This is a genomic window from Streptomyces sp. NPDC051218, assembly GCF_044455475.1.
Classification (GTDB): domain Bacteria; phylum Actinomycetota; class Actinomycetes; order Streptomycetales; family Streptomycetaceae; genus Streptomyces.
The window spans coordinates 566,630-581,425 of the sequence record NZ_JBITEU010000003.1; the positions used below are offsets into that span (position 1 = coordinate 566,630).

The following is a 14,796-nucleotide window of genomic DNA, read 5'->3' on the forward strand; positions in this document are numbered from 1 at the left end:
CCCTCAAGATCAAATGGCTCTACTATAAGGGAGTTGCTGGTTCCGACTGGAACACCAGAGACCGCGGAACCCGACAAGCAGCGATCAGGGGACAGCTAAATGAAGAAGACCGTAAAAGGCATAGGCGTCAGCGCGCTTGCGTTTGCCTGCATCTTCACATCGGGAGCCGGCGCACACGCGGCGGATTCCGACTACGGCAAGAAGTACAAGGGCTGCAAGAACTACGTGAAGGTCTGGCGCAGCGGCGGCAAGGTCTACGCGTACGCGAAGCAGACCTGCAGCAGGCAGGCCGTCGCTCTGCGCCCCACGGTTGCTCTCTCCGCCAATGGCGGCAGGGACGGCTGGACGGACGCCGCGAAGGCCTGCAAGTTCGCCAAGACTTGCAAGACGAAGAAGGTCTCGCTGAAGGCCAAGCGGGGCAAGACCTACCGGGCGTCGAACAGCGGAAACGCCACGCTCGGGCGCCCTAGCGACCAGGACATGTTCTGGCCGACCTCGACCGTGGCGCACGCCACCTACAAGGCCAGGTGACCTCTCCGGGCTGACATCTCCCCGCTGACGTCGTCATTGTGTCTGACGTCCGGACGTGAGCAGTCGCGTCTTCAGTACCGGGGCGCTGAACTGGAGGGCTGCCGTCCAATGCCGGACGGCAGCCCTTGTCACATCCCGACACTTCCTGTGTGATCTGTCGACCGCCTCATCACACGTTCGCCCAAGCGCCACAGCAGTCGGGCGGCAACTTGACGCGGGCAGCAGCGGTGGGTTGCATACGTTCTGTGATCGTGCACCGGGCTCCAACTGCCAGTTCCTGTACGTACGTCCAGCGCTCCCGGGCCCTCGTGGCGGGAGGGTACGCACCGTGGACCCGGTGATCGTCGTCGGCGCGGGTCCCGTGGGGCTCACGCTCGCCCTGGCTCTCGCGCGTCACTCCGTACCCACCGTCGTACTCGACGAAGGGCCCGGCAAGGACGAGCAGCGGCCCGCGCGGACCGTCGTCCTGCGGGATGACACCGCGGGCCTCATGGAGCGGCTCGCCGGTCACTCGTTCGGTGACCAGGAGTCGGGCGCGCGGTGGGGCGGCTGGCGGTCCCTGCGGCGCAAGCAGCTGATGCGGGAGCTCACGTTCAGTGATGAGGTGCCTGCCCCGCTGCACGTTCCCCAGCATGCGCTGACCGGTGCCCTGCGGGCGGCCATCGCCGAGGAGCGGCTTGTCAAGGTCGCGGTGGAGAGCAAGCTCGACTCCCTCGAGCAGGACCCGGGCGGACTGACCGCCCACACGCGCGGCCCCAAGGATGCCTGGTGGCGCGGCAGTTATCTGGTGGGCTGCGACGGGCCGCGCTCGACCGTGCGCAAGCTCCTCGACGTCCGCTTCCCGGGGCGTACGGCCGTCGAGCGACACGCCGTGGCCGCCCTGCGCACGGAACTTCCCAGGCCCGGTGAGGCGTTGTTGCATCGGATGCCTCCGTGGCGCCACGGAGGCGCCGAGGTGACGGGCCGTCCGCTCGCCGGCGGGGTGTGGCGGCTCGACTGGTTGCTGCCACCGCGCGGCGAGCTCGTGACGCCCGACGCGCTCGTGGTGCGCATCCGCGAGACCCTCGCGGGCTGGTGCGGCGGCTCCACGCCGCCGTACGAGCTGCTCGACACGGGCGTGCACACCGTTCACCACCGGCTGGCCCGCCGGTGGCGGGTCGGCCGTGCCTTCCTCGCGGGCGACGCCGCGCATCTGCTCGGCGCGCTCGGCACCCAAGGACTCGACGAAGGGCTGCGGGACGCGGACAACCTCGCCTGGAAACTGGCCCTCGCCTGGCACCACGGCGCGCGGGACGCCCTGCTCGACAGCTATCAGACCGAGCGGCGGGCCGGTGTCGCCGCACGGCTGCGCGCCGCCGACCAGTCGCTGCCGATACTGCGGGGCGGCAAAGGCCTGCGCTCCTATGTGCCGGGGTCCGCGCGCGGGCACGACACGCTTCTCACCGACGGCCACGTGGGACGCGGGCCTCTCGGCGCGCCCGCATCGTACGCGGAGTCCCCTCTCGCACCTCCGCTCTCCGAGTCCGAGGTGACCGTGGGCACGGAGCCGGGGGCGCCCGTGGCCGATGTGCCGGTGACGGCGCCCGACGGATCCTTCGTGCGACTGCGCGACCGGCTCGGCATCGGTCAGTTGCTCGTCGTGCTCGTCGCGCCCGGCACAGTGGTCTGGGAGCGGCGGCACTGGGTGACGGCCGGGGTCATGCCCCGGCTCGCCGCCGCCGTCACGGCCCTGCCGCACCCGGCGGAACTGCTCGTCGCGGAGAGCTACCCAGGAGCCCCCGCACATTCGGTGCTGCTCATCCGCCCCGACGGTCACTTGGTCACCGCGCTCGGCGGCGTGCGGCCCGCCGAGTTGTATACGGCGGCCGAGGCGGCCCTCGGCGGGGCGGCTCCGAAGCGGCGTACGGACAGCGCGGAGACCACGGAAAAGGCGGAGAACACGGCCGCGGTGGGCCGTCCGACCACACAGTGAGAAGGAGTTGACCGGCACGCAGCGTCATGGTCTACTCCGAAACGTGACCGACACCGATGTGCGCCTGTGGCGGAGGGTCCATATGGACCTCGTCCGCTATGCGGGCTGCGTGTGTCGTCCGTCCTGCTGAATTCGCCCTCTTCTCCCCTGCGCGTTGCCCTCTTAGTGGCGCGCGCTTCCGCGAACCTCCAGGACGGTATCCGTGTCTGCCCCTGTCTTCACCGCGCCCTCCTCCACGGCGGCGCACGCGCCCACCGCCGCCGAACTCCTCGAGTTCGTACGCCGTAGCGCCGCCGACCCCGAGCTCATCGCCTCACTGCCGCTCGACCCCGAGGGGCGCACCTGGGTGCGCCTCGAAGGGCCCGGTGGCAGCGAGGCCTGGCTGATCGGCTGGCCGCCGGGCACCGGCACCGGCTGGCACGACCACGCGGAGTCGGTCGGTGCCTTCCTCACCGCTGCAGGCACCCTCAAGGAGAACTCCCTCGCCGCCCGGCTGCCCACCGACGGCTGGAAGACCCTGGAGTTGTCCGAAGGGGTGGACCGCGAGCGGGAGTTGACGGCCGGGAAGGGCAGGGCGTTCGGCCAGAACCACGTGCATGAAGTGCTGAACGAGTCCACGAGCGAGCACGCCATCTCCGTGCACGCCTACTATCCGCCGCTGCCGCGCATCCGCCGCTACAGTCGTACAGGCCCGGTCCTGCGCCTGGAGTCCGTAGAGAGCCCGGAGGACTGGCAGTGAGTGAGCATTCCGAAGACGTACGCCACACTGACGCGCACCCCAAGGTCGAACCTCCCGTCGGCATCGACGAGTTGCTGGAGCGTGTGCGGCTCGACCTCGATCGGGTCACTCCGGAGGAGGCGCGTGACATCGCGGCCGCGGGCGGCCTCTTGGTCGACATCCGGTACGCCGCCTTGCGCGAGCGCGACGGACTGATCCCCGGAGCCCTCGTGGTCGAGCGCAACGAACTGGAGTGGCGCCTGGACCCGCAGGGAAGCCACCGTGCCGCGGAGGCCGTGAGCCACGGCCTGCATGTCGTCGTGATCTGCAACGAGGGCTACGCGTCGAGCCTCGCTGCCGTCTCCTTGCGGCAGTTGGGGCTGCGGCACGCGACCGACCTCATCGGTGGGTTCCAGGCGTGGAAGGCCGCCGGCCTCCCTGTCACCGCCGGCCTCCCTGTCAGCGCAGGGCTTCCTGTCACTGCCGGACCCCACGCCGACGCCGGGCTTCCCGCCTCGGATTGATCAGGCTCACTCGCCGCCGGGCCTTCGCCACCATGACGGGCCACGCGAATGGGCCGGGCCGCGGTTCGCGCCGCGCTGCCCGGCCCTGACCTGGGCCCCACCCCCGCGAGGGCCCTGGTCGGCTCAGTCCCCGTCGTACCCCAAGTCCCCCGCGTCCTCGCCCTCTTCCTCGATGGCCTGCCGGACGATCCGGAGCGCCAGCCCTTCCGAGTAGCCCTTGCGGGCGAGCATGCCCGCGAGGCGGCGCAGCCGTTTGTCGCGGTCGAGGCCCCGTGTGGCGCGGAGCTTGCGGTCGACGAGCTCGCGCGCGGTCGCCTCCTCCTGCTCCGAGTCAAGCTGTCCGACGGCCTCCTCGATGAGCGTGGCGTCCACGCCCTTCGTACGCAGCTCCTGCGCGAGGGCCCGGCGGGCCAGACCCCGGCCGTGGTGCCGGGACTCCACCCACGCGCCCGCGAAGGCGCCGTCGTTGATCAGGCCGACCTCTTCGAAGCGGGTCAGCACTTCCTCCGCCACGTCTTCCGGGATGTCTCGCTTGCGCAGCGCGTCCGCCAGCTGTTTGCGCGTGCGCGGAGTCCCGGTGAGTAGCCGCAGGCAGATCGCCCGCGCCTTCTCACCCGGGTCCGCTGCCGGCGGCTCCCCCTTCTCGGCCCGCGACGAGGAAGGGGGGCCGTTGTCCTGTGAACCGCCGCCTCGGCCTTCGCCGAAACCGCCACGCCGTCGGCGACCTCGCCGGCCGCCGCCCCCGCGGAAGCCGGTGTCGTCGCCCTCCTGGCCGGCGCCACCCTGATCCACACCGTCCGCGGGGCCTCGGCCCGCGGGATCGGTGTGGTGCTCGGGAGTGATCTGGTCCACCCAGTCCGTGCGCCGCGTCATGGATCAGCTCTTGGCCGCGGCGGCCTTGGGCTTGGTGGCCTTGGCAGCCGGCGCAGGCACCGTCTTGGCGGCGTCCTCGGCCGGCGCACCCGCCGCACCCGCCGCGTCCTTGCCCGGCTCCGCGGTCGGCTCGTCGGCCTGCGGCTTCACGCCGACGCCCAGCTTCTCCTTGATCTTCCTCTCGATCTCGTTGGCGAGATCGGGGTTGTCCTTCAGGAAGTTGCGGGCGTTCTCCTTGCCCTGGCCGAGCTGGTCGCCCTCGTACGTGTACCAGGCGCCCGCCTTGCGGACGAAGCCGTTCTCCACGCCCATGTCGATCAGGCCGCCCTCGCGGCTGATGCCCTGGCCGTAGAGGATGTCGAACTCGGCCTGCTTGAAGGGGGGCGCGACCTTGTTCTTGACGACCTTGACGCGGGTGCGGTTGCCGACCGCGTCCGTGCCGTCCTTCAAGGTCTCGATCCGGCGGATGTCGAGCCGCACCGAGGCGTAGAACTTCAGCGCGCGGCCACCGGTCGTGGTCTCCGGCGAGCCGAACATCACGCCGATCTTCTCGCGGAGCTGGTTGATGAAGATCGCGGTGGTCTTGGACTGGTTGAGCGCGCTGGTGATCTTCCGGAGCGCCTGGCTCATCAGACGGGCCTGCAGACCCACGTGCGAGTCGCCCATCTCACCCTCGATTTCCGCGCGCGGCACCAGGGCCGCGACGGAGTCGATGACGATCAGGTCGAGCGCACCGGAGCGGACCAGCATGTCGACGATCTCCAGAGCCTGCTCGCCGTTGTCCGGCTGGGACAGGATCAGGTTGTCGATGTCGACGCCCAGCTTCTTCGCGTACTCGGGGTCGAGTGCGTGCTCGGCGTCCACGAAGGCGACGGCGCCGCCCGCGCGCTGTGCGTTCGCCACGGCGTGCAGCGTCAGCGTCGTCTTACCGGAGGATTCCGGTCCGTACACCTCCACCACACGGCCGCGCGGGATGCCGCCGACGCCGAGCGCGACGTCGAGCGCGGTCGATCCGGTGGGGATGACCTCGATGGGGTCGTTCGGCCGCTCGCCCATGCGCATCACTGCGCCCTTGCCGAATTGCCGTTCAATCTGTGCGAGCGCGGCTTCGAGCGCCTTCTCGCGGTCGGTTCCTGCCATGGGTTCCACCCGATTTGCTTGTGTCGATCGCTTCACGTCAATGACGCTAGCGCCTGCCACTGACAATCCGCCCCGACGCCCGTCCGGCCTGTGGATAACTCGAGGCGATCGCCCCGCCGAAATCCGTCGGAGCCCCAGGGATCCCCCCGCGAAAACCCCGGGAAAACGCCGCCAGGCAACCCATAAGAATGGATGTTCGATTTTGGTGTCAAGCGCACCACGCGGCTCCCACCGAGACTTCGGAGTGGGCCCGCAGGGGGTGCTTACGGGCGCTCGCCCGAGCCTGACGCGGAGCCGGTGTCGCCCGACGCCTCCTCCGACGCGATCTCGGCCTCCGAAGCCGCCCCGGGGTGGTTGGGACCGCGCATGGCACGTCTCACGCGGGTCAGGAGGGACACCCCGCCCTTGCGGCGGTGCCCGTGGACGCGCGGGTCGTCCGTGACGTCGTACCGCTTCACGTACGCCCCCAGGAAGGCCTGCAGGGTCGCGATCGCCGGGATGGAGATCAGGGCGCCGACCGCTCCGAGGAGCGCCGTGCCCGCGATGACCGACCCGAAGGCGACCGCCGGGTGGATGTCCACGCTCTTGGCGGTGAGCTTGGGCTGCAGGACGTAGTTCTCGAACTGCTGGTAGACCACGACGAAGATCAGCACCCACAGCGCGTACCAGGGGTTGACCGTGAAGGCGATCAGCATCGGCAGGGCGCCCGCCAGATACGTGCCGATGGTGGGGATGAACTGGGAGACCAGGCCGACCCACACCGCGAGCACGGGCGCGTACGGCACGCCGAGGACCTGCAGCAGGACGTAGTGCGCGACTCCGGAGATCAGCGCCATCAGACCGCGCGAGTAGATGTAGCCGCCGGTCTTGTCGACCGCGATCTCCCAGGCGCGGAGCACTTCGGCCTGGCGGGCGGGTGGCAGTACCGAGCAGAGCGCACGCCGCAGGCGCGGGCCGTCGGCCGCGAAGTAGAACGAGAACAGCAGGACCGTCAGGAGCTGGAAGAGGCCTCCGAGGACCTGCGCCGACACGTCCAGGACGCCGCTCGCGCTGTTCTGCACGTACTTCTGCAGCCAGTCCGAGTGGACCAGGCTGTCCTGGATCTCGACCCGGGACAGCTCGGTGTGGAACGTCCGGTTGATCCAGCTGATGACGTCGTCGAGGTACTCGGGGAAGTCCTCGACCATGTCCACGATCTGGCCCGCGAGCATCGATCCCATGAGCGTGATGAAGCCCGCGCCCACGATCAGGACACCGAGGAAGACCAGGAAGGTGGCGAAGCCCCTGCGCAGCCCGCGCGCGGCCATCCAGCTCACCGCCGGCTCGACCGCGAGCGCAAGGAAGAACGCGATCAGAATGTTGATCAGCAGTCCGGTCAGCTGGTGGAAGGCCCAACTGCCCAGCTGGAAACAGGCGATGAGCGCGAGGGCCAGCACCATGGCGCGCGGCAGCCAGCGCGGCATGCTGGCGGCCCGCCCGGTCTCCGCCCCGTTCGGGGGCTGGGCGGGCGGCGTCGTGCCGAGCGGAGCTACGTCCTGAGTGACCTGCGCGGTCTCGTCTGTCGATGCCACGGGGCCAGTCTCGCCCACGCCACCGACATTCGGTTGCCACCCCCGCGTCTTCGCAGTCGACGACGCTCAGGAGGGGCCACACCGGACGGCGAAGTGTCCGGCCGTCAGCGCCTTTCGGCCGGTACGTCCATCGCCGCGCACACAGCGCGCCAGACGTCCTTGGCGTCCCAGCCCGCGTCCAGTGCCTGATGCACCGTGCGCCCGCCGAGCTCGGCCATCACATGGTCGCGAGCGAACGAGTCGGCGTACCCCTGTCCGAAGTGGTCCGCCATCCGCTCCCAGAAAACCGTCAACCGCATGCCCTCAGTATCGCTCCCTTGAGAGTGCAGCCGGACGCGGAGGGCTCACCGAAGGCGCTTTCCGGCCTACGGTCTGTGCATGGCCGAAACCGGAGCATCCCCGCACACCGCGCACTCGCCGGTCGCGCGCGCCGAGCACTTCGTCTGGCTCGCCGCGCGCATCCTTGAGCAGCGGCGGTTCGCGTACCACTTCCTGAGCGGCTCGGGCGGCGCCGGAGCCGCGTCGGCCGACGCAGTCGAGACGGCCCTGGCCGCGTACGACACCGAGGACGGCGGCTTCGGGTACGGCCTCGAACCGGACCTGCGGGGCCCCGTCAGCCAGCCCCTGCACGCCGGACACGCGCTGCGCGTCCTGGACTCCATCGGACGCTGCGGCGGGCAGCGGGTGGAGCGCGTGTGCCGCTATCTGACGTCCGTGTCGACGTCCGACGGCGCCCTCCCGGCGATCCATCCCAGCCAACGCGGCTACCCCTCGGCGCCGTTCGTGCCCGTGGTGGACGACCCGCCGAGCGAACTTCTCGCCACCGGCCCCGTAGTGGGCCTGTTGCACCGCAACGAGGTGTGGCACGCCTGGCTGTTCAGGGCCACCGACTTCTGCTGGGCCGCGGTGGAGTCCCTGGAGAAGTCTCATCCGTACGAGATCGAGGCGGCCGTCGCCTTTCTCGACGGGGCACCCGACCGCCCGCGCGCGCAGGCGGCCGCCGACCGGCTCGGCAGGATCGCCCGGGAGCAGGGTCTCGTGACGCTCGACCCCGAGCGGCTCGACGCGTACCCCGTGGCTCCGGGCTACGCGCCGGGTGAGCACCACTTCGCGCACGACTACGCGAAGGGCCCCGAGTCGCTCGCGCGCGCGTGGTTCACCGACGAGGAAATGGCGCTCTCCCTGGACCACCTGGAACGGGAGCAGCAGGAGGACGGCGGCTGGCCGATCCGCTGGCGGCAGTGGGCCCCCGGCAGCGCCCTCGAAGCGCGCCCGATCGTCACCATCGAGGCGCTGCGCACGCTACGGGCGTACGGGCGGTCCATCGCCTGACCGGGCCTCCTCGGACTCTCTCAGGAGCAGCGCCGCGATGGCGAGTGCCGTACCGCGGGGCGTAGACAGGTCGATGCCGGTGCGTTCGCCGATCTTCGCGAGGCGGTTGTCGACGGTGTTGGGGTGCAGGCCGAGGGCGGTGGCGGTCGCCCTTCGCTCCTGCTGATGGCCGAGGTGGGTGCGCAACGTCTCCAGGAGCTCGGGGCGGTCGGCGACCGGGTCGAGCAGCGCGGAGATGAGGTGGCTGCTCTCGTTGCGGCGGGAGAGGTGGTACTCGAGGAGCACGTCCTCCATGCGGTTCAGTCCCGGCGGCAGACCGCACGCGCGCGTGATGCGCAGTATCTCGCTCGCGGTCCGCGCCGCGTCCGTCACGGCCTCGGGCCCGGCGGCGTCCACGGCGGCCACACGTACGGGAAGGTCGCAGGCCTTGCCGAGGCGGCGCGGCAGGTCTTCGGGGGGCCGGCACTCCCGGGGCACGATGACCCGGCCGCCGTCGGCCTCCAGGAGCGCGAGCACGTCCACATCGAAGGCGTGGTCCAGGGCGGTCTGCACACGCCGCAGCCGCCGCCGTACCGCTACGGGGCCCTCGGCCGGCGCCCCGTCGAAGCCGATCGCGAGGACGAGCACGGGCCCCGCGAGGCGCAGCTGGTCGAGCAGCACGTGGCCGGGCGGCACCATGCCGTCGAGCAGACCGCGGACCAGGGACTTGCGCTGGGCGCGCTGCTCGGCCTCCAGGGCGGAACGTTCGTCCAGGTAGGTCTCGGCCACGGCTCCGACGATGGTGGGGTGCGACTGCAGCAGCACGTCCACGAGCTCGACCAGGGCCGCTTCCTCACCCGGGCGGGCGACCTCGCGCAGCGCCTGCCACAGCACGTAGACGCCCAGTGCGTGCGTCCGCAGCAGCAGATGCAGCGGCATGCCCTCTTCCGCGCGCTGTGCGGCCCGCTCGCGGAAGAGGCGATGGCTGCCGGGCTGATCGGAGACGTGGCGCAGGAACAGGCGCACACCGTGGCGTGCCGTCGCGGCTATCTCCAGGTCCTTCACGTCGTCGGGGAGCTCCGCGTAGCCGGGCAGCTCCTCGAACGACTCACGGGCCATCCTGCGGGCCAGTTCGTTGACCCGGGGCTCGCAGCGCGCCGCGAGGGATCTCGCCTCGGAGGATAGGGCCACGGTGTCTCCTCTCCGGGGGCGGGGCCGCGGTTGTGACGCGTCACATTACCCACGGGACCTGGGTGTGACGGGAGCGGGTGTTCGATCACGCGACGGGGTCCGAAACTCGTGACCTGTGGCCATCCACCCCACCGGACACGAGGAGCCGCGGGCATGACCGAGCACAAGGCAGTGGACTACTCCGAGTACATCGACCGGGTCTGGCGGGGCGAGGAGACGCTCCTGGCCCACCTCACCGGCGCGTACACCGAGGACGAGCTGGTACGGCTGCGCGACCGGGTGGGGTTCTTCCCGGCGTTCGCGAACGTCGCGGTGTTCGACACCGGCGACGGGGTGGTGCTCGTCGACTCGGGGGACTTCCGCACGGCGCAGCAACTGCACACGGCGGTCGGCGGTTTCGGCGCGGGGCCGGTGCACTCGGTGGTGTACACGCACGGCCATGTCGACCACGTCTTCGGAGTGTTCCCCTTCGACCGCGAAGCGGAGGCGACGGGCGGTCGGCCGCCCGAGGTGATCGCCCACGAAGGCGTCACCGCACGCTTCGACCGCTACATCCGGACCGCGGGATACAACTCCTGGATCAACCGCAAGCAGTTCGGAGTGCCCTCCCTGGAGTGGCCCACCACGTACCGCTACCCGGACACCGTCTACCGGGAACGCCACACCATGCGCCGCGGCGAGCTGACCTTCGAGCTGGTCCACGCGCGCGGGGAGACCGACGACCACACCTATGTGTGGATACCGGAACTCAAGACGCTGTGCACGGGCGACCTGTTCATCTGGAACTCACCGAACGCCGGCAACCCCCAGAAGGTGCAGCGCTACCCGGAGGACTGGGCGCGGGCCCTGCGCGCCATGCAGGAACTCGGCGCCGAACTGCTGCTCCCCGGGCACGGGGTCCCGATCATGGGCGCCGAACGCGTGCACCAGGCGCTCGACGACACCGCACGGCTCCTGGAGTCCCTGTGCGAGCAGACCAGGACGCTGATGAACGCGGGCCATCGGCTTGACGCCGTTATCCACGGCGTGAAGGTCCCGGAGGAACTCCTCGCGAAGCCGTACCTCCACCCCGCCTACGACGAGCCGGAGTTCGTCGTACGCAACCTCTGGCGGCTCTGGGGCGGCTGGTACGACCAGAACCCCGCCCACCTCAAGCCGGCCCCGGAGGCGGCGCTCGCGGCCGAGCTCGCGAAGGCCGCGGGAGGCGCCCACGCCTTGGCACAGCGGGCCGCTCAGCTGCTGGTCGAAGGCGAGCTCCGGCTTGCCGCGCATCTGGCGGAGACGGCCGCGCTGGCCGCGCCCACCGACACCGGGGTGGCACGCGTGCGTGCCGAGGTGTACGCGCTGCGCGCCCGCCAGGAGACGTCGACCATGGCGCGCGGTGTCTTCAACTGGGCGGCAGCGGAGTCGGCCGCCGTGGCTGAAGGAACGGACCTGGAGACGGAGTTGACGCGTACCCCGGAGGGACGCAGCCGCGCAGCCGGAGCGATCAGCGTCGGCGTGATCGACGACGAAGACGGCTGCTGCGGATGAGCGGGGTCCGGGGGATGAGCCGGGCCCGGGGGATGAGCGGGGCCTGGCGGACCACCTGGCTGCTCCTGGCCTTCATGGTCGTGAACTTCGCCGACAAGGCGGTCCTGGGGCTCGCGGGGCCGGAGATCCGGGCGGACTTCGGCATCACCCGTCAGGAGTTCGGTACCGCGCAGTCGGCGTTCTTCGCCCTGTTCTCCGTGGCGGCGATCGGAGTCTCCGCCCTGACCCGGAGGGTGCGCACCACCCCACTGCTCCTCGTGCTCGCCCTGATGTGGTCTGCGGCCCAGCTGCCGATGCTGTGGGGAGCGGCGGGGTTCGGCACCCTGCTGGCGACAAGGGTGCTGCTCGGCGCGGCCGAGGGGCCCGCGGCACCGGTTGCCATGCATCACGTGCACGGCTGGTTCCCGCAGCGCGAGCGGGCCCTGCCGACCGCGATCCTGTTGGTCGGCGCCGCGGCCGGGGTGGCGATCGCCTCTCCGGTCCTGACCTGGGTGATCACCCACTGGGGCTGGCGCTGGTCGTTCGGCGTGGTGGGCCTGATCGGCCTCGTCTGGGCGGGGGCCTGGCGGGTCTGGGGTTCGGAGGGGCCGCTGGCGCCGCCGGTGGGCCAGGAGACGGGCGCCGCGGGGGGCGCGGGGGCCGCGGGAGCGGCATCCTCCGTAGGAGGCTCTATTGAGCTCTCCGTAGCGGCTGACACCGTCCCGTTGCGCCGGATCCTCCTGTCGGGTTCCTTCGTGACAGCGGCCTTCGGCGCCTTCGCGGCGTACTGGCTAATGAGCACCCTGCTGACGTGGACACCCGACTACTTGGAGAGCGTCGCCGGCTGGGATCTCCACCAGGCGGGCACGCTGGTGGGCGTGGGAGCCCTCGCCAACGGCGCGGTGCTCCTCGTGCACGGCCTGCTCGCACAGCGTTCCGCGCGGCGGGGCGACCCACCCCGGCTGCCGGTGGGCGCGGGAGCGGGGCTGCTCATGACGGTGGCGGGATGCGCCGTCGCCACGTTCGGCTCGACGGACTCCATGTGGATCAAGGTGCCACTGATGATGGGCCCCATGGCCTTGGCCATGGTGATGCTCACCGTGGCATCGACCGCCTGCGCCCAGATCGCCCCGCCCTCCCGGCGAGGCCTCGTCCTTGGTGTGCTGACCTTCGTCTACGCGCTCGGCGGGATCCTCTCCCCGTTGGTCCTCGGCGGCATGGTGGACCGGGCGGCCACGGTGTCCGCCGGCTACCAGCAGGGATGGCTGCTGACATCGGGGCTGCTCCTGACCGCCGGTGTCCTCGCGGCGCTCTTCTGCCGTCCGGAGCAGGCCGCGCGGCGTCTCGGGGTCCCCGAGAACACGCGGACAGCCACGCCGGTCAGCCCATGAGCGCCCGCGCCCCCGCGGTGACGACCACGGCCGCTCCGATGACGACCAGGAACGGGGCCCGCAGCAGCAGCGCCACGGCCGCCGCTGCGAGCCCCAGGGCCTTGGCGTCGAGCTCAAGGACCTGCCCCTCGGCGAAGGCCTGCTGGGCCGTGAGCGCGGCCAGCAGAGCCACAGGGAGCAGGGCGGCCATGCGTTTGACGAGCGGCCGCTCCAAGGCGCCGGCGGGCACCAGCAGGCCCGCGAGCTTCACGAGGTAACAACCGACGAAGGTCACGCCGATCGCGATCCAGATGTTCAACGGTCTTCCCTCTGCGTGTCGTTCGGGGTCTCGACCTGCGAGTCGATCTGCGAGTCGTTCGGGATGCCGCTCCGGGTGTCCTCGGAGCGTGCGGCTCCCTTGGCGGATGCCTTGCGCCCCTCTACGTAGAGCACCATCGGCACGGCGAGCGCGGCCACCAGGACCGGCACACCCGCCGGCAGCACCGGCAGCAGGCCGAGCCCCAGGACGACCGCGACCGCCGCCACAGCCCGCTCCGTGGTCGTCCGCAGCATCGGCGCGAGCAGCGCAAGGAAGACCGCGGGTCCCGCGGCGTCGAGCCCCCACGCGTCGGTGTCCCCGATGGCCTCGGCGCCCAGCGCCCCGAGGAGCGTGGTGACGTTCCACAGCAAGTAGAGGCTCAGTCCGGTGACGGTGAACCCGATGCGGGCGGCGCGCCGGGTCGGCTGTGCCAGCGAGACGGCGGTGGTCTCGTCGATGACCCAGTGGGCGGCGAACGGGCGCACCGCGCGCGGGAGGGCCAGCAACTGCGAGAGCCGCAGCCCGTAGAACGCGTTGCGCACGCCGAGGAAGAAGGCGCCCGCCGCCGCGGTGAACGGGTTGCCGCCACCCGCGAGCGCCCCGACCAGCGCGAACTGCGAGGCCCCGGTGAAGACCAGCAGGCTGAGCACGCAGGTCTGGAGCACGGTGAGGCCGCTGCCCGCCGAGGTCACTCCGAAGGCGAAACCGGAGAGCCCGACGGCGACCCCGACGCCGAGGGCGTCGCGTACGACGGCGGAGTCGGGTTTCTCCGGTGTGCCGGTCGACCGGTCGTCGGGCTCCATCTGGCCTGGGGCTATGTCTGCGTGTGTCGTCTGTTCTGCCACACACCGGACGGTACGAGCAGGGCCGATTCCCCGTCTTGTACGTTCTTGCGCTCACGCTGGTAGGCCCCGGGCGGCACCCCGACGATCCGCGTGAAGTGCCGGTTCAGGTGCGGCTGGTCGCTGAAGCCCACGGCGACCGCCGCTTCGGCGGGTGTCGTTCCCGCGTCCAGGAGACGCCGTGCGGCCCGCACACGGGCGTCGGTGAGCCACGCGTGCGGAGGCATTCCGTACGCGTCGCGGAAGGCCCGCAGCAGGGCGAAGGGGCCGACTCCGAGATCGGTGGCGAGCCGCTCCAGGCTCGGCGGGTCGGCGAGCCGCTCCTCCAGGACGGCACGCGCGCGTGCCGCGATCCTGCCACCGGCCGTGCGCACGGCACGCTGCGGGACGGGGCCGCCGTTCAGCCGCAGCAGCCGGGTCACGGCCACCCGCAGCAACGTGTCGGCGGCCAGCGCGTTGCCCTCATCGGCGGCTCGCAGCACCCGGTGGACGAGGGCCACGGCGTACGGGTCTTCGAGTACCGGTCGGTCGAAGCCTGGGGCCCCTCGCATGGTGGTGGTCTCCGCGGCGATGGCCGCGACCAGTTCCGGCGACGGGTAGAGCGCCGCGTACCGCCATCCCTCGGGTGCACCGGCCCGGCCGGTGTGCGTCGTGTCGGGGTTGATCAGAGCCAGGGTGCCCGCCCCCGCGTGCTGATCGACGCCGCCGTGGTGGAAGACGTCGACGCCCTCGGCGATCGCCGCGATCACGAAGTGCTCGTGGGTGTGTCGCACGAACGTCTTGTTGATGTAGTGGGCACGCAGCAGGTCGACCCCGGGCAGCTCCGCGTACCGCCAGTGCCGCGCCTGCTCCGCCGAACCTGCCATGACCCCATTCTGCGACAGCCACGCAAACCCTTTTCCGCAGGTCGGCGCCGTTGTCA

16 protein-coding genes are annotated in these 14,796 nt (G+C 71.1%); 8 read left to right on the forward strand and 8 right to left on the reverse strand.

Translation table 11 applies throughout. The features are described 5' to 3' along the window. Window positions 1–99: 99 nt before the first annotated feature. From ACIBCK_RS13455 to ACIBCK_RS13475, 5 genes are all read left to right on the forward strand, one after another. Window positions 100–531 (forward strand): hypothetical protein, encoded by a 432-nt coding sequence (locus ACIBCK_RS13455; protein ID WP_399389715.1) that lies wholly within the window; start codon window positions 100–102, stop codon window positions 529–531. A gap of 328 nt (window positions 532–859) precedes the next feature. After that, entirely contained in the window at window positions 860–2,503 is a 1,644-nt protein-coding gene (locus ACIBCK_RS13460) for an FAD-dependent monooxygenase (protein WP_399389716.1), read from the forward strand. A gap of 58 nt (window positions 2,504–2,561) precedes the next feature. Beyond that, a complete protein-coding gene (locus ACIBCK_RS13465; RefSeq protein WP_309544753.1) occupies window positions 2,562–2,633 on the forward strand; it encodes a putative leader peptide in 72 nt (23 codons plus the stop codon). Window positions 2,634–2,705: 72 nt separating this feature from the next. Then, window positions 2,706–3,242: a cysteine dioxygenase gene (locus ACIBCK_RS13470; protein ID WP_399389717.1), complete on the forward strand. Its 537-nt coding sequence runs from the start codon at window positions 2,706–2,708 to the stop codon at window positions 3,240–3,242. Next, entirely contained in the window at window positions 3,239–3,745 is a 507-nt protein-coding gene (locus tag ACIBCK_RS13475) for a rhodanese-like domain-containing protein (RefSeq protein WP_399389718.1), read from the forward strand. Before ACIBCK_RS13470 ends, ACIBCK_RS13475 begins: the two co-directional genes overlap by 4 nt. Window positions 3,746–3,868: 123 nt before the next feature. Here ACIBCK_RS13475 and recX read toward each other — a convergent pair whose 3' ends face one another. The 4 genes from recX to ACIBCK_RS13495 all read right to left on the reverse strand — a co-directional run bounded on the left by recX (window position 3,869) and on the right by ACIBCK_RS13495 (window position 7,628). Then, window positions 3,869–4,618 (reverse strand): recombination regulator RecX, encoded by a 750-nt coding sequence (recX, locus tag ACIBCK_RS13480; RefSeq protein ID WP_399389720.1) that lies wholly within the window; start codon window positions 4,616–4,618, stop codon window positions 3,869–3,871. Window positions 4,619–4,621: 3 nt separating this feature from the next. Further along, a complete protein-coding gene (recA, locus tag ACIBCK_RS13485; RefSeq protein ID WP_399389721.1) occupies window positions 4,622–5,758 on the reverse strand; it encodes a recombinase RecA in 1,137 nt (378 codons plus the stop codon). A gap of 263 nt (window positions 5,759–6,021) precedes the next feature. Then, window positions 6,022–7,329 carry an AI-2E family transporter gene (locus ACIBCK_RS13490; RefSeq protein WP_399389723.1) on the reverse strand — a complete coding sequence of 436 codons (1,308 nt, stop codon included), beginning with the start codon at window positions 7,327–7,329 and terminating at the stop codon, window positions 6,022–6,024. 104 nt (window positions 7,330–7,433) lie between these two features. After that, entirely contained in the window at window positions 7,434–7,628 is a 195-nt protein-coding gene (locus tag ACIBCK_RS13495) for a DUF3046 domain-containing protein (protein WP_160507579.1), read from the reverse strand. 79 nt (window positions 7,629–7,707) lie between these two features. On the opposite strand from ACIBCK_RS13495, the gene ACIBCK_RS13500 reads away from it, so the two are divergent. After that, window positions 7,708–8,661: a hypothetical protein gene (locus tag ACIBCK_RS13500; RefSeq protein WP_399389724.1), complete on the forward strand. Its 954-nt coding sequence runs from the start codon at window positions 7,708–7,710 to the stop codon at window positions 8,659–8,661. Here the strand turns inward: ACIBCK_RS13500 and ACIBCK_RS13505 are convergent. Further along, entirely contained in the window at window positions 8,632–9,831 is a 1,200-nt protein-coding gene (locus ACIBCK_RS13505) for a PucR family transcriptional regulator (RefSeq protein WP_399389725.1), read from the reverse strand. The genes ACIBCK_RS13500 and ACIBCK_RS13505 overlap by 30 nt on opposite strands. A gap of 153 nt (window positions 9,832–9,984) precedes the next feature. Here ACIBCK_RS13505 and ACIBCK_RS13510 point away from each other — a divergent pair, with 153 nt between their 5' ends. Both ACIBCK_RS13510 and ACIBCK_RS13515 read left to right on the forward strand, forming a co-directional pair. Beyond that, window positions 9,985–11,364 (forward strand): alkyl sulfatase dimerization domain-containing protein, encoded by a 1,380-nt coding sequence (locus tag ACIBCK_RS13510; protein ID WP_399389727.1) that lies wholly within the window; start codon window positions 9,985–9,987, stop codon window positions 11,362–11,364. Between the two features lie 14 nt (window positions 11,365–11,378). Next, window positions 11,379–12,734 carry an MFS transporter gene (locus ACIBCK_RS13515; RefSeq protein ID WP_399389728.1) on the forward strand — a complete coding sequence of 452 codons (1,356 nt, stop codon included), beginning with the start codon at window positions 11,379–11,381 and terminating at the stop codon, window positions 12,732–12,734. Here ACIBCK_RS13515 and ACIBCK_RS13520 read toward each other — a convergent pair. The 3 genes from ACIBCK_RS13520 to ACIBCK_RS13530 are packed head-to-tail and all read right to left on the reverse strand — an operon-like array spanning window position 12,724 to window position 14,740. Further along, window positions 12,724–13,032, reverse strand: a complete 309-nt coding sequence (locus tag ACIBCK_RS13520) for an AzlD domain-containing protein (protein ID WP_399389729.1) — start codon at window positions 13,030–13,032, stop codon at window positions 12,724–12,726. The two genes, ACIBCK_RS13515 and ACIBCK_RS13520, sit on opposite strands and share 11 nt — an antisense overlap. Continuing rightward, the gene (locus tag ACIBCK_RS13525) at window positions 13,029–13,877 is read right to left on the reverse strand and encodes an AzlC family ABC transporter permease (protein WP_399389731.1); all 849 of its coding nucleotides are present in this window, start codon (window positions 13,875–13,877) and stop codon (window positions 13,029–13,031) included. Before ACIBCK_RS13525 ends, ACIBCK_RS13520 begins: the two co-directional genes overlap by 4 nt. Beyond that, window positions 13,847–14,740: an AraC family ligand binding domain-containing protein gene (locus ACIBCK_RS13530; RefSeq protein WP_399389732.1), complete on the reverse strand. Its 894-nt coding sequence runs from the start codon at window positions 14,738–14,740 to the stop codon at window positions 13,847–13,849. Before ACIBCK_RS13530 ends, ACIBCK_RS13525 begins: the two co-directional genes overlap by 31 nt. Window positions 14,741–14,796 lie beyond the last annotated feature (56 nt).